24 protein-coding genes and 2 pseudogenes are annotated in these 23,707 nt (G+C 70.5%); 10 read left to right on the top strand and 16 right to left on the bottom strand.

All coding sequences use genetic code 11. The annotated features are described in order from the left end of the window. Nucleotides 1–191 precede the first annotated feature (191 nt). Nucleotides 192–1,337, top strand: coding sequence for a phosphate ABC transporter substrate-binding protein PstS (gene pstS, locus ACFY1E_RS31635; RefSeq protein ID WP_389081806.1), 1,146 nt, complete (start codon nucleotides 192–194; stop codon nucleotides 1,335–1,337). 20 nt (nucleotides 1,338–1,357) lie between these two features. On the opposite strand, the gene ACFY1E_RS31630 is transcribed toward pstS, so the two are convergent. Further along, the gene (locus ACFY1E_RS31630) at nucleotides 1,358–1,924 is read right to left on the bottom strand and encodes a TetR/AcrR family transcriptional regulator (protein WP_389081804.1); all 567 of its coding nucleotides are present in this window, start codon (nucleotides 1,922–1,924) and stop codon (nucleotides 1,358–1,360) included. A gap of 85 nt (nucleotides 1,925–2,009) precedes the next feature. Here ACFY1E_RS31630 and ACFY1E_RS31625 point away from each other — a divergent pair, with 85 nt between their 5' ends. Beyond that, nucleotides 2,010–2,933 carry an SDR family oxidoreductase gene (locus ACFY1E_RS31625; protein ID WP_389081802.1) on the top strand — a complete coding sequence of 308 codons (924 nt, stop codon included), beginning with the start codon at nucleotides 2,010–2,012 and terminating at the stop codon, nucleotides 2,931–2,933. 82 nt (nucleotides 2,934–3,015) lie between these two features. Continuing rightward, a complete protein-coding gene (locus ACFY1E_RS31620; RefSeq protein WP_389081799.1) occupies nucleotides 3,016–3,774 on the top strand; it encodes an alpha/beta fold hydrolase in 759 nt (252 codons plus the stop codon). Nucleotides 3,775–3,824: 50 nt separating this feature from the next. On the opposite strand, the gene ACFY1E_RS31615 is transcribed toward ACFY1E_RS31620, so the two are convergent. The 3 genes from ACFY1E_RS31615 to ACFY1E_RS31605 all read right to left on the bottom strand — a co-directional run bounded on the left by ACFY1E_RS31615 (nucleotide 3,825) and on the right by ACFY1E_RS31605 (nucleotide 6,353). Continuing rightward, nucleotides 3,825–4,814, bottom strand: a complete 990-nt coding sequence (locus ACFY1E_RS31615; protein ID WP_389081797.1) for a phosphotransferase family protein — start codon at nucleotides 4,812–4,814, stop codon at nucleotides 3,825–3,827. Nucleotides 4,815–5,392: 578 nt separating this feature from the next. After that, nucleotides 5,393–5,818, bottom strand: coding sequence for a DUF4267 domain-containing protein (locus ACFY1E_RS31610; RefSeq protein WP_389081794.1), 426 nt, complete (start codon nucleotides 5,816–5,818; stop codon nucleotides 5,393–5,395). Between the two features lie 88 nt (nucleotides 5,819–5,906). Next, complete coding sequence (locus tag ACFY1E_RS31605; protein ID WP_389081792.1) at nucleotides 5,907–6,353, bottom strand: anthrone oxygenase family protein; 447 nt, start codon at nucleotides 6,351–6,353, stop codon at nucleotides 5,907–5,909. A 92-nt stretch (nucleotides 6,354–6,445) separates the two neighbouring features. Between ACFY1E_RS31605 and ACFY1E_RS31600 the strand changes: the two genes are divergently transcribed. After that, a complete protein-coding gene (locus tag ACFY1E_RS31600; RefSeq protein ID WP_389081789.1) occupies nucleotides 6,446–7,024 on the top strand; it encodes a TetR/AcrR family transcriptional regulator in 579 nt (192 codons plus the stop codon). 151 nt (nucleotides 7,025–7,175) lie between these two features. On the opposite strand, the gene ACFY1E_RS31595 is transcribed toward ACFY1E_RS31600, so the two are convergent. Continuing rightward, nucleotides 7,176–7,427: a hypothetical protein gene (locus ACFY1E_RS31595; RefSeq protein ID WP_389081787.1), complete on the bottom strand. Its 252-nt coding sequence runs from the start codon at nucleotides 7,425–7,427 to the stop codon at nucleotides 7,176–7,178. A gap of 12 nt (nucleotides 7,428–7,439) precedes the next feature. Here ACFY1E_RS31595 and ACFY1E_RS31590 point away from each other — a divergent pair. Further along, a pseudogene (locus ACFY1E_RS31590) lies at nucleotides 7,440–7,679 on the top strand (winged helix-turn-helix transcriptional regulator); the annotation flags it as partial. A gap of 9 nt (nucleotides 7,680–7,688) precedes the next feature. On the opposite strand, the gene ACFY1E_RS31585 reads toward ACFY1E_RS31590, so the two are convergent. After that, nucleotides 7,689–8,291, bottom strand: a complete 603-nt coding sequence (locus tag ACFY1E_RS31585) for a methyltransferase family protein (protein WP_389081784.1) — start codon at nucleotides 8,289–8,291, stop codon at nucleotides 7,689–7,691. A 97-nt stretch (nucleotides 8,292–8,388) separates the two neighbouring features. Next, nucleotides 8,389–9,060, bottom strand: a complete 672-nt coding sequence (locus tag ACFY1E_RS31580; RefSeq protein ID WP_389081782.1) for an enoyl-CoA hydratase-related protein — start codon at nucleotides 9,058–9,060, stop codon at nucleotides 8,389–8,391. 164 nt (nucleotides 9,061–9,224) lie between these two features. On the opposite strand from ACFY1E_RS31580, the gene ACFY1E_RS31575 reads away from it, so the two are divergent. After that, nucleotides 9,225–10,061, top strand: a complete 837-nt coding sequence (locus ACFY1E_RS31575; protein WP_389081779.1) for a DUF2182 domain-containing protein — start codon at nucleotides 9,225–9,227, stop codon at nucleotides 10,059–10,061. Between the two features lie 323 nt (nucleotides 10,062–10,384). On the opposite strand, the gene ACFY1E_RS31570 is transcribed toward ACFY1E_RS31575, so the two are convergent. After that, complete coding sequence (locus ACFY1E_RS31570) at nucleotides 10,385–11,008, bottom strand: DUF1326 domain-containing protein (RefSeq protein ID WP_389081777.1); 624 nt, start codon at nucleotides 11,006–11,008, stop codon at nucleotides 10,385–10,387. Between the two features lie 95 nt (nucleotides 11,009–11,103). On the opposite strand from ACFY1E_RS31570, the gene ACFY1E_RS31565 reads away from it, so the two are divergent. The 3 genes from ACFY1E_RS31565 (at nucleotide 11,104) to ACFY1E_RS31555 (ending at nucleotide 14,601) form a co-directional block, all read left to right on the top strand. Next, complete coding sequence (locus ACFY1E_RS31565) at nucleotides 11,104–12,294, top strand: permease (RefSeq protein WP_389081774.1); 1,191 nt, start codon at nucleotides 11,104–11,106, stop codon at nucleotides 12,292–12,294. Between the two features lie 118 nt (nucleotides 12,295–12,412). After that, complete coding sequence (locus ACFY1E_RS31560; protein ID WP_389081772.1) at nucleotides 12,413–13,648, top strand: alpha/beta hydrolase family protein; 1,236 nt, start codon at nucleotides 12,413–12,415, stop codon at nucleotides 13,646–13,648. Between the two features lie 131 nt (nucleotides 13,649–13,779). Continuing rightward, a complete protein-coding gene (locus ACFY1E_RS31555; RefSeq protein WP_389081770.1) occupies nucleotides 13,780–14,601 on the top strand; it encodes an SAM-dependent methyltransferase in 822 nt (273 codons plus the stop codon). 22 nt (nucleotides 14,602–14,623) lie between these two features. Here ACFY1E_RS31555 and ACFY1E_RS31550 read toward each other — a convergent pair whose 3' ends face one another. From ACFY1E_RS31550 to ACFY1E_RS31525, 6 genes and pseudogenes are all read right to left on the bottom strand, one after another. Continuing rightward, entirely contained in the window at nucleotides 14,624–15,583 is a 960-nt protein-coding gene (locus tag ACFY1E_RS31550) for a hypothetical protein (RefSeq protein WP_389081767.1), read from the bottom strand. Nucleotides 15,584–15,728: 145 nt separating this feature from the next. Further along, nucleotides 15,729–16,727 carry a type I glyceraldehyde-3-phosphate dehydrogenase gene (gene gap, locus ACFY1E_RS31545; protein WP_266951612.1) on the bottom strand — a complete coding sequence of 333 codons (999 nt, stop codon included), beginning with the start codon at nucleotides 16,725–16,727 and terminating at the stop codon, nucleotides 15,729–15,731. A 123-nt stretch (nucleotides 16,728–16,850) separates the two neighbouring features. Further along, nucleotides 16,851–17,852, bottom strand: a complete 1,002-nt coding sequence (locus ACFY1E_RS31540; protein WP_389081765.1) for a GlxA family transcriptional regulator — start codon at nucleotides 17,850–17,852, stop codon at nucleotides 16,851–16,853. Nucleotides 17,853–17,886: 34 nt separating this feature from the next. Then, nucleotides 17,887–18,649, bottom strand: a pseudogene (locus ACFY1E_RS31535) (alpha/beta hydrolase). A gap of 266 nt (nucleotides 18,650–18,915) precedes the next feature. Further along, nucleotides 18,916–19,911: a Gfo/Idh/MocA family protein gene (locus ACFY1E_RS31530; protein WP_389081763.1), complete on the bottom strand. Its 996-nt coding sequence runs from the start codon at nucleotides 19,909–19,911 to the stop codon at nucleotides 18,916–18,918. A 186-nt stretch (nucleotides 19,912–20,097) separates the two neighbouring features. Beyond that, nucleotides 20,098–20,409: a DUF6228 family protein gene (locus ACFY1E_RS31525; protein WP_389081761.1), complete on the bottom strand. Its 312-nt coding sequence runs from the start codon at nucleotides 20,407–20,409 to the stop codon at nucleotides 20,098–20,100. A 109-nt stretch (nucleotides 20,410–20,518) separates the two neighbouring features. Between ACFY1E_RS31525 and rox the strand changes: the two genes are divergently transcribed. Then, nucleotides 20,519–21,949 (top strand): rifampin monooxygenase, encoded by a 1,431-nt coding sequence (gene rox, locus ACFY1E_RS31520; protein WP_389082246.1) that lies wholly within the window; start codon nucleotides 20,519–20,521, stop codon nucleotides 21,947–21,949. Nucleotides 21,950–22,008: 59 nt separating this feature from the next. On the opposite strand, the gene ACFY1E_RS31515 is transcribed toward rox, so the two are convergent. Continuing rightward, a complete protein-coding gene (locus ACFY1E_RS31515) occupies nucleotides 22,009–22,608 on the bottom strand; it encodes a hypothetical protein (RefSeq protein ID WP_389081759.1) in 600 nt (199 codons plus the stop codon). Next, on the bottom strand, nucleotides 22,539–23,519 hold the full coding sequence (locus ACFY1E_RS31510; RefSeq protein ID WP_389081756.1) for a threonine/serine dehydratase: 981 nt from the start codon (nucleotides 23,517–23,519) through the stop codon (nucleotides 22,539–22,541). Before ACFY1E_RS31510 ends, ACFY1E_RS31515 begins: the two co-directional genes overlap by 70 nt. Between the last annotated feature and the right edge of the window lie 188 nt (nucleotides 23,520–23,707).

Genomic DNA, 23,707 nt, shown 5'->3' with positions numbered 1-23,707 from the left:
CTCCACCTGGTGGGCGCCCTGGCGGCGTACATCACCCTCACACGACTCCAGCCCGCTGAGCCAATCACCTGACTTGTCCTCTTTTATGCGTATAGTTCACCGAAGGTGCGGGCTGTGACCGCTACCTGATCCGCGGTCATCACCCTCCGCTGCGCCGCCCGCGGCCGCCCACTAGCAAGGAGCACCGAAGAGTGAAGCCTCAGCGCAAGAGCAGGCCGCGCGCCCTGGCGGCAGGCTCAGCGGTTGTCTCCGGCGCCCTGCTCCTGACGGCCTGCGGCTCGAGCGGAAGCTCCGCGTCGTCCGGCGGATCGTCCACCGCTGCCGCACCGACCAAGACGGCCGCCAGCGGCGTCAAGTGCGGCAAGGCGGCCCATGTGGCGGCCTCCGGCTCCACCGCGCAGGAGTTCGCGATGAAGTCCTGGATCAAGACCTACATGCGAGCCTGCCCCGGCACTCGGATCAGCTACGAGGGCAACGGCTCCGGCGCCGGCCAGAACGATTTCCTGCAGGGCAAAACCGCCTTCGCGGGTTCCGACTCCGCACTGAGCGCCGCCCAGATCACCCAGTCCAAGAGCGTCTGCTCCAACGGCGGCCGGGCCGTCCACCTGCCGGCGGTCGGCGGCCCGATCGCCATCGGCTACAACCTGCCGGGCGTCAGGAAGTTGATTCTGGACGCCGCCACGCTCGCCAAGGTCTTCGACTCCCGGATCACGAAGTGGAACGATCCGGCGATCGTGAAACTCAACCCCGGCGCCAAGCTGCCGTCGACGGCGATCCGGGCGTCCCACCGCTCCGATTCCTCCGGCACGACGGACAACTTCACGTCCTATCTGAGCGCCGCCGCACCGAGCGACTGGCCGCACGGGCACAGCAAGGAGTGGAAGGCCAAGGGCGGCGATTCGGCCAAGAAGTCCTCAGGCCTGGTCGACCACGTGAAGAAGACGGTGGGTGCGATCGGCTACGTCGAACTGTCCTACGCGATCGCCCGAGACATCCCCACGGTCTCCATCGACACCGGCGCCACCACTCCCGTCGACGCCAGTGTCTTCACGGCCTCCAAGGCGATCTCCACGGCCAAAATCGCCGGCAACGGTGACGACCTCGTGCTCAAGCTCGACTACGCGACCAAGACCCCGGGTGCGTATCCGATCGACATGGTCACGTACGAGATCGTCTGCGACAAGGGCAACAACCCGGCCACTTGGCCCGCGACCAAGGCGTTCCTGACGTATATCGCCAGTGTGCAGGGCCAGCAGGACCTGAGTTTCGAGGGCTATGCGACGCTCCCGGCCGCCATCGTGAACCAGGTCCGCAGCAAGATCAACAGCCTGTCCTGACCCGACCGGACCGTGAGGCTTCAGCCGCCCGCGGTCACGGCCTTGAGCTCGTCCAGCGACTCCCGCATGAACTGCGCCATGGCGCGTTCCTCGGCCGCCTCGACCCAGCGCTCGAAGCCGATCTTGAAGACGGCGACCCCCGCCTCGGCGGTCAGGCTCGCGGCCGGCTCCGGCACGCCGCGCCGACGCAGGGCGTCGGCGAGAGCGGCCGACATCGAGGCCAGCTTGATCAGCTCCCGCTCCTGGAGTACCGCGTTCGCCACGATGACGGCGTGTCGCCGCCGGGCGTGTCCGTGGCGGCCGACGAACGCGGTGGAGACCGCCTCAAGGCCGGCCGCGACCGCGTCGATCGGGGCCGTGGACTGCGGGGCCTCGGCCACTGCGTTCACAAACAGCTCCTGCAACGCGCCGGAACCGCCGAACAGCACCTCGCGCTTGTCGGCGTAGTGGCGGAAGAAGGTCCGCTCGGTGAGGCCGGCCCGTTTGGCGATCTCCGCCACCGTGGTCTGTTCGTAGCCGCGCTCGCCGTAGAGCTCCAACGCCGCTTTCGCCAGGCGTTCGCGCGCGTTCGGCTCCCATCTGCTCATGAGCAGATCCTACGTGATGACAGTCCCTGCCATCGCGTGCTAGCGTCGATGACAGTCACTGACATCGACAGTTTGGGGCTCTCTCATGCGCATCTTCGTGACCGGCGCGTCCGGCTGGATCGGCTCCGCGCTCGTTCCCGAACTCCTGGACGCCGGGCATCGGGTCGTCGGGCTCGCCCGCTCCGACGCCTCTGCCGCCGCCCTCATCACCGCCGGTGCGGACGTGGTCCGCGGCACCGTCGACGACCTCGACGTCCTGGCCGGCGCCGCCGCCGCTTCGGACGGGGTGGTCCACCTCGCCTTCAAGCACGACCTCGCCTTCACCGGCGATTTCCAGGGCGCCGCCGAGGCCGACCGACGCGCCGTCGACACCCTCGGCGAGGCGCTGGCCGGCACCGGCCGTCCGTTTGTCCTCGCCTCCGGGCTGGTCGGCCTCAAGCCGGGCCGGCTGTCGAACGAGCGGGACATGCCCGCGGTCGACGGCTCGCCGGTGTCCATACGCTCCGCCACCGCGACGGCGCTGCTCGCGCTTGCCTCGCGCGGGGTGCGCTCATCCGTGGTGCGGCTGTCTCCGACCTGCCACGGGGAAGGGGACAACGGGTTCATGGCCACCCTGGTCGCCATCGCCCGGGACAAGGGTGTCTCCGGCTATGTCGGCGACGGCACCAACCGCTGGCCGGCCGTCCACCGTCTCGATGCCGCACGGCTGTTCCGCCTGGCGGTGGAGAAGGCCCCTGCGGGCGCGGTACTGCACGGCGTCGCGGAGGAGGGCGTCCCGATCCGCGACATCGCCGAGGTGATCGGTCGTCACCTCGATGTGCCGGTGGCGTCGGTGGCCCCCGACGCCGCGGTGGAACACTTCGCCTGGCTGGGCCGCTTCCTGGCACTCGACGGCCCGGCGTCCAGCACCCTGACCCGCGAACTCCTGAACTGGGAGCCCACCGGCCCCGGCCTCCTCGACGACCTCGACAAAGGCCACTATTTCCGCACCCCTGCCACCGCCTCCTGACCACGCGGCCGTAGCAACGGCCCGGCCGAGGACAGCCCTGCACGGGCGGCGAGGTGGGGCCGCCGGGGATACGCTCCGATGCATGCCGAAGCCTGATGTGTCGTACTTCTCGGGCCGTGACGGTGTACGCCTCGCCTACCGGGAAGTGGGCCGGGGCAGACCGCTGGTGCTGCTGCACGGCATCAGCGGCGACTCGACGATGTGGCTGCGCCACGGCCATGCCGAGACGTTCGCGGCCCACGGACGCCGCGTGATCATGCCGGACTTCCGTGGGCACGGGCGGAGCGCCAAGCCTCACGACGCTGCCTGCTATTCGCCCGACGTACTGGCGGAGGACGGCCTCGCACTACTCGACGACCTCGCACTGGACGACTACGACCTCGGGGGATATTCACTCGGGGCACGCATGGTGGTGCGGATGCTGGTGCGCGGTGCGACACCGGGTCGGGCGGTGGTCGCCGGCCAGGGGCTGCGTGAGGTGCTCGGCCTCGGCGGCGGGGCGGGGTCGTTTCTGCGGCGGGTCTTCGCCGGGTCGGGTTCGTTCGAGCCGGGCTCGCCGGAGGAGCAGGCCGACCGGTGGCTCCGGTCCAGTGGCGCGGATCCGGTGGCCCTGCTGCACGTACTGGATTCGGTCGTCCCCACGCCGCTGGAGCCGCTCGGCCGCATCCAGGTGCCGACGCTCGTGGTGATCGGTGCCGATGACGAACGGGCCGCCACGGCCGGCCAGTTGGCCGCGGCGCTGCCGCGGGGCACCAGCGCGGTGGTGCCCGGAGATCACGGGACGGCGGCCGGTACGCCGGAACTCGCCGCGGCGATCCTGGATTTCCTCGCTGATCATTGAGCGGCGGCCCGACGGGACGCGGGCAGGACGGGGCCGGCGCCCAAGGGCGTTCAGGTACGGATCAGTTCCAGCGCCTGCTTGAGGTTGTACTCGGCGATGCCCGCCATGGACGACCGGTCGGGGAAGTCGCCGTCGAGGAGCCGCAGCGGTCCCGCCGTCAGCGAGAGCCGCTGGGCCAGCAGGTAGAGCGCGAGCCGGTACTCGTCCAGCCCGTCGGCCGCCAACGGCCCATAGGCGTCGTGCAGGCGGATCCGCAGGAAGACGTGCTCCCACTCGACGTCGAAGTACATCGTGCCCTCGATGTCGATCATCACCGGGTTCCCGTCCGGGTCCACCAGCACATGGTCGGGGCCCAGTTCGCCGTGTACGACCGCGTACTCCGAGCGGGGCCGGACCGCCGCGGCCAGGCCCAGCAGCCGTTCCTCCAGTTGCTCGCGGGCCGCTGCGATCCGCGGGTCACGCGACGCCGCCTCGGTGAGGTCCCGCAGGGCCCGCTCCAGTACGACACCCTCGCACGACGTCCCGCGTGACGTTCCGCCTGCTTCGACCACGGCCACCTTGCCGTAGCCGGGCGCGCGGTAACCCCGCATCGCCTCCAACGCCTCCCTGAGCCGGGCCATGACCGGGGCTGCCGCGCGGGGATCGCGCGCCAGCAGTTGCTCAAGGCTCTCCCCCGGAAGGTCCTCGACGATCGCGAGGTCCGCCGGGCAGTGTGAGCCGTCGCGGTCGACCAGTCGGATCGCCGGGACGCCGACGCCGAGCGCCGCAAGTCGCGCGTGCGCGGCCTCGAACACGTCGAGTCCGAGACCGGGCGAGAACGGGTCGGTGAGGTCGTCGTCGCCCTCGGCCGTCGGCCAGTAGTTCTCGGTGTCGTCCCACAGGTAGGCGATCGCGGTCGTCGCATCGTCCATCACCAGGCGGTACACGCCCTTTTTGCTGCCGCCCGCAATCCGCTGGGCCGCTTCCAGCCGCCGCCCGGCGCCGAGCGCCTCCCGCGCCGCACTCGCCAACTGCTCCTGCGTCGCTGCCCTGAACTCCACGTCCCGAACCGCCCCTTCGTCACGACAACCCGCGCACCTTACGAGAGCAGCGATGCACAGGCGACGGGTTTGTTTCGCCGACGGTGGCCACGGAGCTGCCCCGTCACCGTCCCGGCAGGCGTGCGACCTCTCAACGCCGGCCTGTCGGTTCGGTGTTCGGCGAGCTGAGGCCGCCCTGCGCCCCGCCCCTCTCCACCGGCGCGGCTCCGCAACCGAGGCCTCGCAAGCGATGGCATCCGGACGGCCCGGCTGACCGCACGTGAGCCGAACGGGTGCACCTGGCGCGCCGTGCGCGAGCGCGACGCGGGCGGCGGTCGGAGCCGGGTGCGACCGGGCACAACATCCTGCTGCAGAGCGTCTGCCCGCTGGACCTGACCGGCCACCTGGGCGGCTCGTACGACCCGAATGTCTACGAGCTGGTGCTCGACGCGCTCGACCCGGCGCACGCCAGGCCGGTGCGCTGCGCCCTCATGCCGCTTCCGATGTGCCCCCGACAGGAATGGGGAAGGCCTGGGCGTCCGCTGCGAGGAAGCTTCGCAGGTACGGGCCCAGGCCGCCGCCCATGCGCCGAGGTGGCGTCAGGCGGGTTGCGGGGTGGTCGTTGCCGGAGCGGCCGCCACCTTGCGGGTCTCGCGCATGATCAGCAGTCCGTTGACCACCATCAGTGTCGCGGTCAGGGCGTGGACGCCGAGCGCGGTGGCCACGGAGCCGTGGTGGGCGAGCACGGTGGCCATGTCGCCGTATGCGGCGAGGGCCTCCACCATCAGCACCCAGCCCAGTGCCCGACGCTGGCCCGTCACGAGCAGGATGCCCAGGACCAGGGCCAGGACGACGTCGCGGATTCCCTTGATGATCAGGAACCCGCCGCCGTCGCCGGACGGCCAGCTCGGCAGGCCGAAGGTCGGCGCCGTCGCCTCCGGGCTCAGGATGAACTCCCCTCCGAACCAGAGGATGAAGAGGATGAAGGCGGCGGCCAGGACGGTGTTGATCTTCTTCAACGACATTGTTCTCCCCCTTGTGAGTCTTCGTTCTTGTGAGTCTTCGTCGACTTGGCGTGCTTCATGGAGCGTGCGGCGGGTGAGCCCCGCGGGCTCAGGCGAGGGCGGCGACCAGCAGGGTGAAGGCGGCGATGAGCACGGCGACGCGGACGTAGTGGTAGCGGTTCCAGCGGTTCAGCTGCTGCTTCCAGTCGGCGGGCCGGTTGTCGGGTGTCCACGTCTTGTTCCGGTTGTTGATCGGGACGAGCAGCAGAATCGACATGATCACGCTGAGGATGAGCAGCGCGCCGGCGGTGACGACGAGTCCGGTGCCGTGGTGGTGCCACCCGGCGACGGCCCAGATGCCGGCGAGGACGAGTGAGCCGATGTACCAGAACGGCATGACGGCGCCGAGCATCCGGCCCCCATGGGCATGGCCGAGTTGGCCGCTGTCCTCCGGGAGGGCGTCGAGGATCCGGTTGATGACGAAGGCGACGGAGAACTCCACCCCCACCAAAACGCCGACGACCACGGTGGTGAAGACCTCGAGTGCGGCGAGCATGATGACCCCTCCTGGAATCTAGCGTTGCTAGCGGATGAGGCAACGCTAGTACTGCTGCCGCTCGGTTGTCTAGCGGTGCTAGGATTCGAGTCATGTCGGTAAAGGAACGCAAGCAGCGCGAACGGGCGGAGCGCGAGCGCCTCATCGTGGCGACAGCCCGGGAACTCGCAGAGCAGCAGGGCTGGGACGCGGTCACCACCCGCCGGCTCGCCGAGCGCATCGAATACAGCCAGCCCGTCCTCTACAGCCACTTCCGCGGCAAGCGCGAGATCATCGGCGCCGTCGCCCTCGAAGGCGCCGGCGAGCTCGCCGCGGCGGTGCGGGCCGCGACCTCCGCCGCGAGCAGCCCGCGCGAGCGGGTCGCTGCGCTGGCCCGCGCCTACCTGGACTTCGCCGAACGCAACCCGGCGGTCTACGACGCCCTGTTCCAACTCGACGGCGGCCTCCCGTACGCGCAGGAGGACACACCCGAGCCACTGAAAGACGCCTTCGCCGCCCTGCTGGAGACCCTGGGCGGGGTCGCCGGGGACGGCGTCGACCCGGGGCTGTACACCGAGACGTTCTGGGCGGCCCTGCACGGCCTCGCCACCCTGACCCGGGAGGGGCGGCTACCGCCGGGCGACACCGAGCAGCGGGTGGAGCTGCTGGTGGACCGGCTCGCCGTCATCTGACCCGTCGTCCGGGCCGGCCCACGGCCGGGGCTCTCGGCCATCCACGGCCGCCTTCTTGGTCGCAACGCGGCGCGGTCCACTTTCCCGGCCGGGAGGTATCCGTATCAGCGAGTTGCTCGGCCCACGGAACGGATCGAAATGTCGCCCGCGGCTAGAGGCTTGCTGCTGGTCTCGTGGCGGATGCGGCTGCAACGGCCATGGCCAGCGGGTCGCGGGCCGGGCGGCCGAGGAGGTCCGCGAGGTCGGATGTGGTGCCGTCCAGGAAGCCGTGTCGGACGGCCGTGGCGATCGAGGCGAGCATGGGCGGCTGGAACGGCAGCAGCCCCGGCGTCTCCTCGAGCAGTCTGCGCCGGTACTCGCCCAGGCTGATGGCGCGATGCGCGACCCCGAGCCGTCCGGCCACCTGCCCCGCCGTGACCGGCGTACCCAGCGCATGCTCACCCTCACCGTGCGCAGGCTCGAACGGGACGCCCTCGTACTGCGCACCGTCTACCCGAGTGTCCCGGCCCAGGTCGACTACCGTCTGACCGAGACGGGGGCCGGCCTGACCCACCTGGTCAAGGCGCTCGCCGACTGGTCGCTTGCGCACCGTGCCGTCATCGCCGAGGCGCGGCATGCGTACGACCGGGCCAATCCCGGCCACGACATCCACTGACGAGAGCCGTCATCGGCGCAGCTGGGGGATCAGCGCCGGCACTCGGGCGCGGTAGGCGTCGTAGGACGTGCCGAACTGGCCGGCCATGAGGCCGTCTTCGACCCGGACCCGGCGCAGCAGCCACGGTATGGAGACCACCATAAGGGCGATCCAGACACCGAAGCCGCAGGCGAGCATGGAGCCGGTGACCAGGCCGAGCAGGCCGGTGTAGATGGGGTGCCGCACCAGCCGGTAGGGGCCGTCGGTGCGCAGCTCGTGGTGGTTCCGGACCATCGGGACGCTTGCCCACATCGTGCCCAGAACCCAGCGGGCCCACAGCAGCAACGCGGTGGAGGCGACGGCGAGCAGGGCGCCCAGGAGGGCGAGTTCGGGCTGCCAGAACTGCAGATGCCGCCAGAAACCCCGCGAGTGACGGACCAGCGTGGACAGGGCAAGGGCGCCCACTGTCAGCAGAAGCCGACGAGGCAACGTGCGTCGCACACCGTGCGCCCAGCCGCGCAGGCCGGCCTGGCTCTTCGCACCGAAGTAGACGGCGCCCGCGATCCAGGCCACGACGAAGACCAGGACACAGACACCGGTGAGAGCGACAAGTGCCGAGTGGAGTGAACCCATGCCTCAAGCCTGCTCCGCGCACCCAGTGGATCACCACCACCCACGGGTCGATGGAGAGACCTCCACCCACGGGCTGAGGCGGCTGGAGCCCGTGCAGTCAGCCCAAGGGGTCGGCCGTGTCGCGCAGGGCGGCGAGGGCGGGTGCGTACATACGGGTCCTGATGGTGGCGAGGGTGTCGCCCGCCTTGGCGGCCAGGGGCTGCGCGAGGGCGAGGGCCGTCGTCCCTACGGCGTCCTCGGCGACGGCGTGGTCGACGATGCCGGCGGCCAGGGCGTCGTGGCCGCCGTAGCGGCGGGCGGTGACCATGGCCTCGTGGGCGGTCCGCGGCGTCAGGCGGGACTGGATGAGGGCGGACATGCCGGGCGTGAAGGGGATGTTGATGTCGGCCTCGGGCAGGCACCAGAAGCCGCGGTCGGCGCGCATCACCCGGAAGTCGTGGGCCAGCGAGAACATGGCTCCGGCGGCGAAGGTGTGCCCCTGCAGCGCGGCCACGGTGACCACGGGAAGGGACAGCAGCCGCGCGAAGAGCGCGTGGACGGAGACGACGTAGTCCCGGTGCTGGTCGGCATGCGCGAACAGCCAGTCCAGGTCGAGCCCGTTGGAGTAGAACTTGCCCGTCGCGGTGGTCACCAGTGCGCGGGGCCCCTGCGCCTTCTCCACCTCGTCCAGGGCGGCGTCGACGGCGGAGATCCAGTCGGGGTGGAAACGGTTCTCGCCGTCTCCGAGGTCGAGGACGTAGACGTCGTCGTGGCGGTCGAGTACGGGCATGGCGGCTTCCTCGGGCTGGGTGGTCACAGGAACCTTTGCTACCGACGGGTAACTTACGGGTCGGCCGTAGAACGTGCAAGAGGTGGGCGGCGGCCCATGTTTCGTCGCGCTGGCAGCCCTTGCGGTGGCGTGCTCTCCTGGAAGTGTCTGCAGGAGAGCACCCGATGCGTCACATCCGGACTTCCACCCTCGCTTCCGCCCGGTCGCCCGCGCCGACCGGAACGGGTGGGGGCCTGCTGCCGACGCGGGATCTGGCGGTCGCCTGGCTTCTGGTCGTCCTGATCGCGGTGCCCGCTTGGGCGCTGACCATCGGGCAGGCCCGGGACATGGGGGTCGAGCCCGGCACGATGGGGATGGCGCTGCCGCTGTTCCTGCTGCTGTGGGTGACCATGATGGCGGCCATGATGCTGCCGTCCATGGCACCGGTGGCCATCACCTGGGTGCGGGGCATCGGCCGGCAGTCCTCCGGCTGGACGCGGACCGTGCGCACCGCCGAGTTCATCGGCGGATATCTGCTGGTGTGGACCGCGTTCGGACTGCTCGCCTACGCGGCCCTGGCCCTCACCGGCCGTCTGGTGGACGATCATCCGACCGCCGGGCGCTGGATCGGCTCGGTGGCCTTCCTGCTCGCGGGCCTGTACCAGCTCGGCCCCCTCAAGTACGTCTGCCTGCGGCACTGCCGCGACCCCCTGAGCCACCTGGTGCACTACGCGGGGTTCCGCCGGCCGGCCCGAGATCTTCGGGTGGGCGTCCATCACGGCACCTACTGTGTCGGCTGCTGCGCGGGGCTGATGGTCGTCCTGATCCCGCTCGGGGTGATGAACGTGGCGGCGATGGCCGGGCTCGCTGTGGTGATCTTCGTCGAGAAGCTGTGGTCCCGTGGTCCGCTGCTCGCGCGGGCCGTGGGTGTCGCCTTCCTCGTACTGGCCGTGCTCGCCCCGTTCCAGGACTGGCTGCTACCGGGGCTGCAGGGGTCGATGCCGTCGATGGACGGCATGTGACTCACCTGGCCCCGGGTGACCGCACGGTCCGCCAAGCCGCCCGTCGGCAGCTGAAGAACCCGGCGCTGGACACGCAGAACGGCACCAGTTAGTTGAACAGCACCCGCAGCCAGGTCGCGGCGGTGGCACCCCCGGACGCGATGACCGCGCCCTGGTTGACCAGTGAGAGCAGGGTGCCAACAAGGAGCGCGATGGGCACACACCTCGACAGCGAGGCCGCCGAGAACACGGTCGCAAGGACGCGCGGGGGCTCACCGGCGCTCAGCGGTGCCTCGTGTCCTGCACCCTCGCACTCGCCACCCGGTTCGGTTCCGCCCTTTCGCTCAGACGCGGCCGTGGGCGGTCTCCTCGGTCTCCTCGCTGCTGAAGACGTAGTCGGCGGTCTCGCCGTACGACGCCTCGTAGCTCAGCCCAAAAGCGTCGGAACGGCCGGTGGTCCTGCCGACCTCGAATTCGGGTGCGAACCCGAACATGGCGTTCCTGATCTTCGTCGAGCTGCCGTCGGGCCCGGTGAGCGGCTCGTAGGAGAGTTCTGTGCGGCCCTCCACCGTGAGACCCCGCGCGTCTCCTTCCGTGAGGGAGACGGCAGCCCGCTCCATGCCCAGGTACTCCCCGTAGAACTGCGACAGCTGGCCGAACGGTCCGCCTTCCCGGCCGGAGAGGATGCGCTCCAGGGCCTCGGCCTGCTCATCACTGGCGGAGGTGTCCACGACCAGGCCGACCTTCCAGTTGCCGGAGGACAGATTGGAGGGGAAGAGGTTGTAGAACGCGAAGTCCACGTCGGACAGATCGAGACCGTCCAGGTTCCCGTCCGCCACATGGAACACCGCGGTGCCCCGGCATTCGGTGCCGCCCTCGGCGTCCCGCGGCAGTCCGTCGTAGGGACAGCTGCACAACACCGCACAAGAGCAACCGGCCACATAGGTGCCGGATATCGTCCACGACATGAGTGCTCCCCATTTCCGATGATGACGGCGGCGAGCGTCGTTCTTTACTTTCACGCTAAACCTGACAAATCACCATGTAAACAAGTAGGTGCCCTGTGGAAGCGATCGGCCACGCACTGTCCATCGCCGGGTCGATGACCTGGGAGGTCACCTGGGCGCTGATCCTGGGATTCGCCCTGTCGGCCGTGGTGCAGGCGGTGGTGCGCCGGTCGACGGTCGTGCGGCTGCTGGGTGACGACCGGCCACACACCCTCGCCCGGGCGGCGGAGCTGGGGGCGGCCTCGTCGTCCTGCTCGTACGCGGCCGTGGCCCTGGCCCGTTCGCTGTTCCGCAAGGGCGCGAACTTCACGGCGGCCATGGCGTTCGAGATCGCCTCCACCAATCTGGTGGTGGAGCTCGGCGTGATCCTCGCGCTGCTCATGGGCTGGCAGTTCACGGCCGCCGAGTTCGTCGGCGGGCCGATCATGATCGTCGTACTCGCCGTGCTGTTCCGCATGTTCCTCCGCGAGCGGCTGCTGAGCCGGGCGCGGGAGCAGGCCCAGCGCGGGGTCGCAGGGTCGATGGAGGGCCACGCGGCCATGGACATGTCGGTGCGGGCGGAGGGCGGCTTCACCCGGCGCCTGTTCTCCCGGGCCGGATTCACGTCCGTGTCGCACATCTTCGTCATGGAGTGGGCGGCGATCCTGCGGGACCTGGTGGCGGGGCTGCTGATCGCGGGGGCGATCGCGGCCTGGGTGCCGGACGACTTCTGGCGCACGTTCTTCCTGGCGGACCATCCGCTCGCCGCCAAGCTGATCGGCCCGCTGGTCGGACCGCTGGTGGCCATTGCCACGTTCGTCTGCTCGATCGGCAACGTGCCGCTGGCCGTGGTGCTGTGGAAGGGCGGCATCAGCTTCGGCGGGGTGATCGCCTTCATCTACGCCGACCTGCTGATCCTCCCCATCCTGAACATCTACCGGAAGTACTACGGTGCCCGGACGGCCGTCTTCCTCCTGGGCACCTTCTTCGCCGCGATGGCAGTCGCCGGCTACGTCGTCGAGTTCGCGTTCGGCGGGCTCGGCCTGATCCCCGACCAGGCCGATGCCACGATCCCCGAGGAAGGGATCACCTGGAACTACACGACCTGGCTCAATCTCGTCTTCCTGCTGCTGGCCGCGACCCTGCTCGTACGGTTCTGGCGCACCGGCGGCCCGGCCATGCTGCGGATGATGGGCGGCTCACCCGACGCCGGGGAACACGAGCACGAGCACGGACACGGGCACACCCACAGTCCGGGTGAGGCGTGAGAAGGGTCTGTGGGATAACCCCCATGCGCATCGACCGGCCTGCCGGATGGTCGGCGACGGGGCCGCTCCACGAGTCTGTACGTGGTCATTTCACCCGTACGGACAAGGGAGTTCAGACATGCCGACCCGTCGCGCAGCCATGCTCTCGGCCATTGCAGCACTCGCAGCGTCCGCCGTTCCGGCCCGAGCGGCGGCCGCCGAGCCGCGCACGGCCGGGCCGGTGCGGCTGGCCTTGCCCGCACCCAGCGGGCCGTACCCCGTGGGGACGGTCTCGCTGCGGCTCGTCGATGCCTCGCGTGCCGATCCCTGGGTCGTGTCGCAGCCGTACCGGGAGCTCATGGTCGGCATCCGCTATCCGGCCCGGACCGTCGGCGGGTATCCGGCCGCACCCCAGATGCTTCCCGGCGAGGCCGCCGGGTTCGCGGCCCTGAACAGCTTCACCGATGTGCCGAGCAGCCGGGTCGACTGGGCGGCCACCCGCACGCACGCCCACGAAGGCGCCCCGGTCGCCCGGGAGGGTGGTCCGTTCCCGGTCGTCTGCTACTCCCCCGGTGCCGGGGACCCGCGCTCACTGGGCTCCACGCTCTGCGACGACCTCGCCTCCCGGGGCTACGCCGTGGTGACCCTCGATCACACCTACGACGCCTGCGCCGTCGAGTTCCCCGGCGGCCGCGTCGAACGCTCCGTGCTGCCCGCGGAGTTCGCCAAGGCGTACCCGGACCAGCAGCGCATCACCGCCCTGTTGCGGAAGACCATGGACGTACGGGTGGCCGACGCCCGCTTCCTCCTGGACGCACTGCCGAGCGTGCTGCCCCAAGTCCTGTACGGCGGGCTGGACTTCGGACGCATCGGCATGTTCGGCCAGTCGGCAGGCGGCTTCACCGCCCTGCAGACCATGCACGACGACCCGCGCATCGCGGCAGCGGCCGACCTGGACGGCGTGCTCGCGTACGTCCAGGAGGACAGCACCCCGGGCAACCTGTCCACCGTCGCCGCGGACGGCCTGGACCGCCCCTTTCTGCTGATCGGCAAGGACGGCAACGACCTCGGGACGGTGCCCTCCTGGCGGGCCCTGTGGCGGAACAGTCATGGCTGGCACCGGGGCTTGAGCCTGCGGGGCGCGCAACACGCCACGTACACCGACGCCGAAGCCATGATCCCGCAGATCGCCCGCCGGCTCGGCCTACCCCGCAAGACCGTCGTCGAGAACATCGGCACCATCGCCCCACGGCACGCGATCTGCGCCCAACGGGCCTATGTGGCCGCCTTCTTCGACCGCTGGCTGCGCGGGCGGGACGACGGCGGCCTGTTGGACGGGGCGTCCGGCTGCCCTCCGGAAGCACGGTTCTTCTGAACGCTGTGCGGCGCCTCGCAAGATCCGGGAATCGGTGGCCTGAACCTGCACCGCCCGCTACGTTGTCGCTTGCCCACAGGCGCGAGGGGCGGCGGTCGAGGGGGCCGCCGGTCCAGGACGAGGAGCGTGTCATGACCGAGGAACCGGCCGTCGACCGTGAGGCCGTGCTGGCGCGGCTGGACCTGACCACCCCGCACTCGGCACGGGTGTGGAACTACTGGCTGGGCGGCAAGGACAACTATGCCCCCGACCGCGCCATGGGCGACCAAGTCCTGGAGTACTTCCCGGAGATCGTCGACTCCGCCCGGGCCGACCGGGCGTTCCTGGGACGTGCGGTGCGCCATCTGGTCGGCGAGGCGGGCATCCGCCAGTTCCTCGACCTGGGCACCGGCCTGCCCACCGCGGACAACACGCACGAGGTCGCCCAGCGGCTGGCCCCCGAGACCCGGATCGTCTACGTCGACAACGACCCGCTGGTCCTGGTGCATGCCCAGGCCCTGCTCACCAGCAGCCCCGAGGGCGTCACGGACTATCTGGACGGTGATGTCCACGAACCCGGCCCGATCCTCGAAGGCGCCGCCCGGACACTGGACTTCAAGCAGCCGGTGGCGCTCATGCTGCTGGGCATCATGCAGTTCGTGAGCGACGACGAGCAGGCGTACGAGATCGTCGACCGGCTCGTGGCCGCCCTGCCCTCCGGCAGCTACCTGGCGCTCGCCCATCCCACCGCCGAGGTCCACACCGAGGCCATGACAGCGGCGGTGGCCAGCTGGAACGAGCAGGGCTCGGCTCCGATGAAACTCCGCAGCCGCGAGCAGCTGCTGCGCTTCTTCGACGGTCTGGAACTGCTGGAGCCGGGCGTGGTGTCGTGCTCACGCTGGCGTGCGGAGCAGCCCGAGGTCGGCGAGATCGTCGACGTGACGCAGTTCTGCGGGGTGGCGCGGAAGCCCTGAGGCAGCCCTTGAGGGCCGGTCGTCATGACCGGCCCTCAAGAATGTCGTGCGCCTTGCGGACGGCGTCGCGGTTCCAGCGGCGCTGCTTCTCCAGCTTCGGCCGGTTCTCGGCGATGAGCCGGTTCTGGATGCGTACGTCGACGGCGTGGACGGCGCGGACGTAGCCGGTCTGCTGCTTGCAGCGGGCGTCGGCGGTCGCCGTCTGCTTCTCCAGGGCCGAGGGTGCGTCGGAGTCCTTGGGCCGCGCGGTCAGTCGTTCCTCCAGTTCCTCGCGCCGGCGGTCCTCGCCGGTCTGGGCGTCCCCGGGGGTGGCGTAGTGGTGGCCCGCCTTGCGCATACAGGCAGACCACGCCTGGTCCGCCTTCTTCCAGACGGGGTCCTTCATGGCCTGCTGGAGGCTCTTGGACTCCAGTTCCAGGACCGGGTCCCTGCGGTCCTGCGGGTTGCTGCCGTAGATCGCCCGGTCCGCCTCGCCGAGACAGCCGCGGCGCGGGATGCGGTGGCCGTGCACGGACTTCGGATCGTCGCCGAAGAACTCGCCGGTGAGCGCGAGGTATTGGGAGAGGGTCCATGCCCTCTGCGGGTAGCGGCGCTCGTACTCGATCCGCGCTGCCTGATAGCCGTAGCGCGCGGCCTGCCGGGGGTCCTGGATGCCGTAGCGGAAGTCGTCGTCGGCGTAGGCGACGGCCGTGAACACGCCGGTGCCCGCCGGGCGGCGGGGCCAGTCGGGCAGGGGGTCGATGTCGAGGTTCTTGAGGTCGTCGAACCCGAGGCGGACCATGCACTGCTTGGCGAGCGTCCAGCGGGCCGTGCCGACGGTGTGTCCGGCGTCGGACACGTCGTACGCGGCCAGCGGCAGGAACCGCGGGTCGCTCGACGAGGTGGGACCGGCCTCGGGCGTCGGCGAGTCGGACGGCTGCCCGCACCCCGCGAGGGCGAGGGTGGAGGCCAGAAGCAGTAAGAGGGGGGCGGCTGCGCGCATGGGGCCAGCTCATCAGGGGCCGAGGGCGACAGACCGTGGTGGAGGCCACAGTTCCGCGTCACAGCCGCATCACAGGTGTCGCATACGGCCCCGGACGCGGCCGGCCGCCCCCACCACGGCCGAGGTGAGGGCGGCGTGGCGCCGGTCAGCCGGCTGCGAGGAGCTCCAGGGTGTCGATCACCCGGTTGGAGAAGCCCCACTCGTTGTCGTACCAGGCGACCACCTTGATGTGGCGGCCGTCGACGCGGGTCAGGGCCGAGTCGAAGATGGAGGAGGCCGGGTTGCCGGTGATGTCGGACGACACCAGCGGGTCGTCGGAGTACTCAAGGACGCCGGCCAACGGGCCCTCGGCAGCGGCACGGTAGGCGGCCAGCACGTCGTCGCGGGTGACGTCGCGGGCGACCGTGGTGTTCAGCTCGACGATCGAGCCCACCGGGACCGGGACGCGGATCGAGTCGCCGGACAGCTTGCCGTCGAGGCCGGGCAGCACGAGGCCGATCGCCTTGGCGGCGCCCGTCGTGGTGGGCACGATGTTGATGCCGGCGGCGCGGGCGCGGCGGGCGTCGCGGTGCGGGCCGTCCTGGAGGTTCTGCTCCTGGGTGTAGGCGTGCACGGTGGTCATGAAGCCGTGCTCGATGCCGGCGAGTTCGTCGAGGACCGCGGCGAGCGGGGCGAGCGCGTTGGTCGTGCAGGAGGCGTTCGAGACGATGGTGTGCAGCTCGGGGTCGTACGCGTCGGTGTTGACGCCGTAGGCGAGGGTGACGTCGGCACCGTCCGAGGGTGCGCTGACCAGGACCTTCCTCGCGCCCGCGTCGAGGTGGGCGCGGGCGGCCTTGGCCGAGGTGAAGCGGCCGGTGGACTCAAGGGCGACGTCGACGCCGAGTTCGGCCCAGGGCAGCTGTGCCGGGTCGCGTTCGGCGAGGACCTTGATGCGCCGGCCGTCGACGACGAGGGTGTCGCCGTCGACGGTCACCGGGCGGCCGAGCCGGCCGGCCGTGGAGTCGTAGGCGAGCAGCCGGGCGAGGGTGGCGGGCTCGGTGAGGTCGTTGACGGCGACGATCTCGATGGTGCTGTCGCGTTCCAGCAGGGCGCGCAGCACATTGCGTCCGATGCGGCCGAATCCGTTGATGGCGACGCGAGTCATGAATACCCCTTGGTGTCTCTGCGGCTCGTCTGGGTGCACCACCAGCCTGGCGTGCGGGGTCCGTGCGTGGCCGTGGCGTGAGCGCCATGGTTCGAAAGGATCGCGCCAGGCACGGGCGGCCGGCTATTCGCCACGGGTGAAGGTGCGCCGGTACTCGCTCGGGGTGGTCCCGAGGATGCGCTGGAAGTGCAGGCGCAGGTTGGCTCCGGTGCCCAGGCCCACATCATTGGCGATCTGCTCGACGCTGCGCTCGGAGCGTTCGAGCAGCTCACGGGCCAGGTCGATGCGGGCGCGCATGACCCACTGCATCGGCGTGTATCCGGTGTCCTCGGCGAAGCGCCGCGAGAAGGTGCGCGGTGAGACCGCGGCGTGCTGGGCGAGGGCGTCGAGGCTGAGGGGTTCGTCGAGCCGGTGCAGGGCCCACTCGCGGGTGGCGGCGAAGCGCTCGCCGAGCGGTTCGGGCACGCTGCGCGGCACGTACTGCGCCTGGCCGCCGCTGCGGTAGGGGGCCGCGACCAGTCGCCGGGCCGCGTGGTTGGAGGCGGCCACGCCGAGGTCGCCGCGCAGGATGTGCAGGCACAGGTCGATGCCGGAGGCGGCGCCTGCCGAGGTGAGGACGCTGCCCTCGTCGACGAACAGGACGTTCTCGTCGACCTGGACCAGCGGATGCTTCTCGGCGAGGGCCCGCGTGTAGTGCCAGTGCGTGGTGGCGCGTTTGCCGTCGAGCAGGCCCGTGGCGGCGAGCGCGAAGGCGCCCGTGGAGATGGCGGCGAGGCGCGCGCCCCGCGCATGGGCGGCAATCAGCGCGTCGACGACGGCCGACGGCGGGTCCTCGCGGTCCGGGAACCGGTAGCCCGGCACGAACACGATGTCGGCCCAGGTGAGCGCGCCGAGCCCGTCCGCGACGTGGTACGCCAGCCCGTCGCCGCCGGTCACCAGACCGGGTGCCGCCCCGCACACCCGCACCTCGTACGGCATGCTCGCGCGGGTCGTGAACACCTGCGCGGGAATGCCGACATCGAGGGGCTTCGCACCTTCGAGGACCAGGACGGCGACGCGGTGGAGGCGAGGGGTGGGCACGGGATCAGGGTACGAGGGGTGTGCCGCCGTCGGCGCCCGGCACATGGCCGGACGCCGTCACCCCTTCGAGCAGGTCACGTCAGGCCGGTGACGTGACCACCCGGCGCAGATGGCGGGCGAAGAAGCGGACCCCGCTGTCGGCCTCGAACCGGGGCAGTTGCTTGTGCCTGCCCGGGTTGACGTGCAGGGTCTTCTCCGCCGAGGCGAAGGCGTCGAACAGCGCCAGACCGGCCTCGCGCGGGATGTGCTCGTCGTCCCACTGCATGTCGAACTCGATCGGGATGGTGATCTGCTTCGCCTTCTCGGCCAGGACGTCGGGCCAGTGGAGGCCGAAGACCGCGGCGGTGATCCTCGGTTCGGCCGCCGTCAGCGGCACGCCGATCGCGGTGAACCATGTTCAGGCCCCAGTAGCCGACCGGACCGCCGGTGCCGATCTCCGGCAGTTCCTGGAGGGCGTCCAGGGTGGCCTGCCACTCCGGTACGGCCCGCTCGGCCAGGTGGGCGTTGTAGCGGACGACGATCGGGCCGACCGGCTCGCCCGTCGCCATCGCCCGCTGCATGACGGCGATCTCCTGCTCGTCGTGCGCCGTGCGCGGCCGGTCGCCGTGACCGGGCGCGTCGATGACCGCGACATGGAAGCCGCAGCCAGTCACCAGGAGCCGCGCACGGCCCGCCATCGCCTGGTGCTTCTTGTGATTGCCGCCGCCGTGCCCCATCAGAACCAGGGGCGCACGCTCACCGGAAACCGGCGACCAGAGGACGCCGGGGACCTCGCCCAGGGTGAAGTCGCGCTCGATCATGCCGTTCGACGACGCTTCGGCGGTGAACTGCAAAGAGTGCATAGGTGTTGCCTTTCGGGAGTGCCTTGTTGTCGAGGCGCTCCCGGCGACACCTACATCGATCGCCCGCCCGTGACGAAGAGGGGGAGCACCCACACAGCTACCACGTTCATGGGTCTCACCTCCTCGGCTTCTCGCGCGACGTCACGGTGTCCTGGACACTACCCGCCGAAGATCACCCCGCTCAACGCATTTTCGACGGCTGCACAGCCCGGCAGCGAGGTCGTCGTCGACCACGACCCACCTGAAGTACCGCGTCCAGTGCTGACTCACTCGCCCGGGTAGCGCACTCCGATGCTCTCTCGTACGGCGTCCAGGGTCGCCATGACCGCGAGTGTGCCGTCCAGCGGGACGTACGCCGACTCGGTGAGGCCGGCGCGCAGGCAGCGGGCCACCTCCAGTGCCTCGTGGGTGTAGCCGTTGCCCGGGGAGGCCGGCAGGCGGATCTCCTCGGGCTCGTGGCCCTGGCGGTGCAGGGCGAAGCCGCCCGCGTGGAAGAAGTCACGGGCGAACTCGATGCGGCCCCGGGTGCCGTTGACCGAGGCGTGCTGTGCGGTCTCGGTGCCCAGGGAACAGGAGAGCACCGCGACGGCTCCGCTGTCGTAGCCGAGCAGGATGCCGGTGTTGTCGTCGACTCCCCCCTGGTTCAGGTGCGCCCAGGCCGAGACGGCGTCGGGGGCGCCCAGCAGCAGGTGCGCGAAGGAGACGGGGTAGACGCCGAGGTCGAGCACGGCGCCGCCGCCCTGGGCCGGGTCGTGCAGCCGGTGCGTGGCGTCGTAGGGCACGGCGATGCTGAAGTCGGCGTGCACGGAGCGGACTTCGCCGATCGCACCGTCGGCGATCAGCTCCCGCATCCGCAGCACGGCGGGATTGATGTAGGTCCACATCGCCTCCATCAGGAAGACGTTCCGCTTGCGGGCGATCGTCACCAGGTCCCGCGCCTGGGCCAGGTTGAGGGTGAGCGGCTTCTCGCACAGCACCGCCTTCCCGGCCTCCAGGCAGAGGGCGGCCGCCGCGCGATGGGCCGAGTGCGGGGTGGCGACGTACACGACGTCGACCTCGGGATCCTCGGCCAGGCCCTGCCAGCTGCCGTGGGCCCGGGCTATGCCGTGCCGGTCGGCGAATCTCTGGGCGGCATCGGTGCTGCGGGAGCCCACGGCGACGAGTTCGGCGTCGTCCGGGATCAGGCGCAGATCCTCGGCGAAGGCATGGGCGATGCCACCGGTGGCGAGGACACCCCAGCGGACGGGGCGTGTTCCTGTCATGGGCTCGGGCCCTTCCGTAGTGCATGAGTACGTGGGTGCCGTTGTACATCAGTACGGAGCGGGCCTTCAGTCCACGGTGACCAGCGGTGGTGCAGGCAGTGAGCACGAGGACCGCCTGGCAGCCGCTGACCGTGCAGTCGGCCCAGCCGTGTCCGACGACGTGCCAGGCAAGGCGCAGGCCGATCGTCACGACAGATTCCCTTCCAGGAAGTGCCGGGTGTCCGATGCCGCGGCAGCGAGTTGTTCGCCGGCCTCGAGCCAGATGGTGACCGACGCGCTCCAACTGCCGGGAAAGCTGTGCCAGGGACGGAGCGTCCAGGTCAGCCCGACGTGCCCGCCCGAGCGGAACACCGCCGACACGGCCAGGTCCCTGTCGAGGGTCTGCCAGGTCCGTACACCGTCCCAACCATGGGGTTGCCGCTGCCGCGATGCCGTCCGCAATCGTGCGGACCGTTGGAACAAATGACAAAGGCAAGGAGGTAATTCACTCCTTGCCACTCTCAACTTATAGCGCACAGGGGGCCTTGCGGCAAGGCCCCGGTCGTACCGCAGAATCTCCAGCCGAAGCCAGGACCTGCGGAAACGCAGCCTTGTTCAAGGGGGATTCATCATCGACGTGATCATTGCCGGGGGTGGTCCGACCGGGTTGATGCTGGCGGCCGAGTTGCGTCTGCACGGCGTGCAGGTGGTGGTCCTGGAGAGGGAGGTAGAGCCGACCACATATGTGCGTGCGCTCGGTCTGCATGTGCGCAGTATCGAGGTGCTGGACCAGCGTGGTCTGCTGGAACGGTTCCTCGCGCACGGTCGGCGCCACGACAAGGTCGGCGGCTTCTTCGCCGCCATCGACAAGCCCTGGCCGGAGGGGCTGGACTCGGCGCATGCCTATGTCCTCGGCATTCCGCAGCCCACCACCGATCGTCTGCTGGCTGAGCGCGCGATCGAGCTCGGCGCCGAGATCCGGTGCGGCTGCGAGCTGACCGGGCTTTGCCAGGACGAGGACGGGGTTACTGCTGAACTGGCCGACGGCGCCCGGCTGCGTTCGCGGTACCTCGTCGGCTGCGACGGTGGCCGCAGCACGGTACGCAAGCTGCTCGGTGTCGGCTTCCCCGGCGAGCCCAGCAGGGTCGAGACGCTGCTGGGTGAGATGGAGGTCGCCGCGCCGCCGCAGGAGGTGGCTGCCGTGGTGGCCGAAGTCCGCAAGACGCAGAAGCGCTTCGGCGTCGGGCCCTTCGGGGAAGGGGTGTTCCGTGTCGTCGTGCCCGCCGAAGGGCTGGCCGCGGACCGCACGGTTCCGCCGACCTTCGAGGAGTTCAAGCAACGGCTGCGGGCGGTCGCCGGCACCGACTTCGGGGTGCACTCCCCGCGCCGGCTGTCCCGGTTCGGCGACGCCACCCGGCAGGCCGAGCGCTATCGGGTGGGCCGGGTGCTGCTGGCGGGCGACGCGGCACACATCCATCCGCCGACCGGCGGCCAGGGGCTCAACCTCGGCATCCAGGACGCGTTCAACCTCGGCTGGAAACTGGCCGCCGAGGTGGACGGCTGGGCACCGGAGGGGCTGCTGGACAGCTACCACGCCGAACGCCACCCGGTGGCCGCCGACGTCCTGGACAACACCCGTGCACAGATGGAGCTGATGTCCACCGAGCCCGGCCCGCGGGCGGTGCGCCGGCTGCTGTCGCAGCTGATGGACTTCGAGGAGGTGAACCGGTACCTCATCGAGAAGATCACCGCGATCGGGATCCGCTACGACTTCGGTGAGGGACACGACCTGCTCGGCCGGCGCATGCGGGACGTACAGCTGAAGCGGGGCCGTCTCTACGAGTTGATGCACCGCGGCCGCGGGCTGCTGCTCGACCGGACCGGCCGGCTCTCGGTGGCAGGCTGGGCGGACCGGGTCGACCACGTCGTCGACGTCTGCGAGGAGCTGGAGGTGCCCGCGGTCCTGCTACGGCCGGACGGTCATGTGGCGTGGGTCGGTGACGACCAGCAGGAGCTGCTCGGGCGGCTGCCCACGTGGTTCGGTGCGGCCGTGAGGTGAGCGCGGGCGCCGGGGACGGAAGCACTCCTGCGCCGAGGACGGCGAGTCCTGGCGCCCTTTCAGGTCCATCCCGGCCGAGATCCCAGGAGCCCGACCTGACCGCCTGCCTGGCGGGTCGTCCGTACGCCGGTGTGACGCATGCCCCGGTGTTCACCTGCGCCGCGTGGCCGGTGGCGGGGCAAGGCCGTCGAAGGCGATGGCCAGCATCCGGTCCCGTACCCCTTCCTCGAGGCGGCCGCGTGCCGAGGCTCGTGAGGTGGCGACGAGCAGTCGTACACCTCGGGCAGTTCGACGTCGTCCCGGACGGCGCCGGTGCGCTGGGCCTGCTGAAGCAGCGCACCGACGGCTCGGCGCAATCCGTCCGATGCCCGGGCGGCGTCGCCGCTGTCGTTCCCCCCGGCCTGTTGGAGGGCCTCGCCGATGGCGATCTTGCCGGTCGCGTCGGCGACGAGGTGGCGGAAGAAGCCGAAGAACGCTGTCCCGGAGTCCGTGGCTGCGGTGCAGCCGGGGCCGTCATCCGCACGTTCAGGCTTGGTCTGCCGGGCCCTTACGGTGCGGCAGACGCCCCTCCGGATGGCTCGGGCTGTCGTCAACTCCCGTTGCCGGGCGCCGTGCCGATCCAGCGGTGGTAGGCGTCCACATCGACGTTGCTGCCGCACACGATGGTGACCACGTGGCGGCCGGCGAAGCGGGCACGGTCTTCGAGGACGGCCGCGATGCCGAGCGCGGCCGACGGTTCGACGACCAGGCCGGCGTAGTCGAAGAGCATCCGCATTCCGGCCATGATCGACGCCTCCTGGACCAGGACGGCGTCGTCGGCGACCAGCAGGAGGTCGTCCAGGACCGCGGGGATGGGATACCGGCCGGCGACGCCGTCGGCGATGGTGTCGGTCGAGTCGGTGGTGACGACACGCCGACTGTGCCACGACCGTGTCATCGCCGGTGCGCCCAGCGGCTGGACGCAGATCACCTCGGCTGCGGGCGCCAGGGCCTTCACCACATGCCCGACACCGGTGGCCAGTGCCCCGCCGCCGAGAGCGATCAGGACTGCGTCGAACGACGGCCGTGCCTCCACGAGTTCCAGGCCGATGGTCGCCGCGCCCTCGCAGGTCTCGAGGTCCAGGCTGTCCTCCACCAGCCGGATGCCCTCGTTGCGCGCGATGGTCGCCGCCCGCTCACGGGCCAACTCGTGGTCGCCGTCCACCAGTTCCAGCGTGGCGCCCAGCGCGCGGATGCGCTCGAGCTTGGCCGCGGTCGCGAAGCGGGAGGCCACGACGGTGACGTCGAGCCCACGCCCACGGCCCGACCAGGCGAGGGCCTGGCCGAGGTTGCCCGCGCTGGCGCACACCACGGCGCGCGAGCCCTTGCCGGCGAGCAGACTCGCGACCACCTCGGTGCCGCGGGCCTTGAAGCTGCGGACCGGGTTCGCCGTTTCGAGTTTGATACTCACCGCGCAGCCGAGACCGGGCTCCAGCGCCTCGCAGCGGTACAGCGGGGTGTCGAGGAAGACGGGGTCGATCATCCGGCGGGCGGCCCTGATCCGAGCGGTGTCGAGGCGCGTCTGCTGCATGACAGGGCAGGGTAGCCCGGCCTGGTCCTCACCTTCCGTCACACCAGCGTCGTACCAGCGCCAGCACGCTCAAGCCGGGCCATGCTCGGCGCGTACGGCTCCGGGGGCGATAACCGGTTGCCTGTTCGCGAGGGTGGTGGATGCAATGGCCGGCATGATCACCCAGGTGCGCCCGCCGCGGCGGGATG

The organism is Streptomyces sp. NPDC001604, from assembly GCF_042893475.1.
Taxonomy (GTDB): Bacteria; Actinomycetota; Actinomycetes; order Streptomycetales; family Streptomycetaceae; genus Streptomyces.
This window is presented reverse-complemented; position numbering and strand designations above follow the sequence as displayed.